General features: G+C 69.9%; 1 protein-coding gene. It reads left to right on the top strand.

The window, feature by feature from the left end; genetic code table 11:
• Nucleotides 1-51: 51 nt before the first annotated feature.
• Nucleotides 52-942, top strand: an 891-nt coding sequence (locus IF67_RS0138410) for a 2-hydroxy-3-oxopropionate reductase (RefSeq protein ID WP_030993684.1), incomplete at its 3' end; no start/stop codon positions are given.

The following is a 942-nucleotide window of genomic DNA, read 5'->3' as shown; positions in this document are numbered from 1 at the left end:
TGCGCGCCGCCCACTCCTGACGTCCCACAGCTTTTCGAAAGAGGCACCCTCATGAGCAATCTGCCCAAGATCGCGTGGATCGGTCTCGGCATCATGGGCTCCCCCATGTCCGAGAACCTGATCAAGGCCGGCTACACGGTCACCGGCTACACCCTCGAAGCCGACAAACTCGAGCGCCTGGCCGCAGCCGGCGGCACCGCCGCCACCTCGGCCGCCGAAGCCGTCACCGACGCCGACGTCATCATCACCATGGTCCCCGCCTCCCCCCACGTCGAAGCCCTCGCCTACGGCCCCGACGGCATCCTGGCCCACGCCCGGCGCGGCGCCCTGCTGATCGACATGTCCTCGATCACCCCCCAGACCTCCATCGACCTGGCCAAGGCCGCCGCCGACAAGGGCATCCGCGTCCTGGACGCCCCCGTCTCCGGCGGCGAAGCCGGCGCCGTCGAAGCCGTCCTGTCCATCATGGCCGGCGGCGAACAAGCCGACTTCGATGCCGCCCGCCCCATCCTCGAAGCCCTCGGCAAGACCATCGTCCTGTGCGGACCCCACGGCGCCGGCCAGACCGTCAAGGCCGCCAACCAGCTCATCGTCGCCGTCAACATCCAAGCCTGCGCCGAAGCCGTCGTCTTCCTCGAAAAGTCCGGCGTCGACCTCACCGCCGCCCTCGACGTCCTGTGCGGCGGCCTCGCCGGCTCCACCGTCCTCACCCGCAAAAAGGACAACTTCAAAAACCGCGACTTCCGGCCCGGCTTCCGCATCGACCTCCACCACAAGGACATGGGCATCGTCACCGACGCCGCCCGCACCGTCGGCGCCGCCCTCCCCGTCGGCACCCTCGTCGCCGGCCTCGTCGCCTCCCTGCGCGCACAAGGCGACGGCGGCCTCGACCACTCCGCCCTCCTGCGCGGCGTCGAACGACTCTCCGGACACACCACCGAA

Origin of the sequence: Streptomyces sp. NRRL S-1813 (assembly GCF_000719605.1) — a bacterium.
Classification (GTDB): Bacteria; Actinomycetota; Actinomycetes; order Streptomycetales; family Streptomycetaceae; genus Streptomyces; species Streptomyces decoyicus.
The sequence above is the reverse complement of the archived record's forward strand: the minus strand, read 5'-3'. Positions and strand labels throughout refer to the sequence as shown.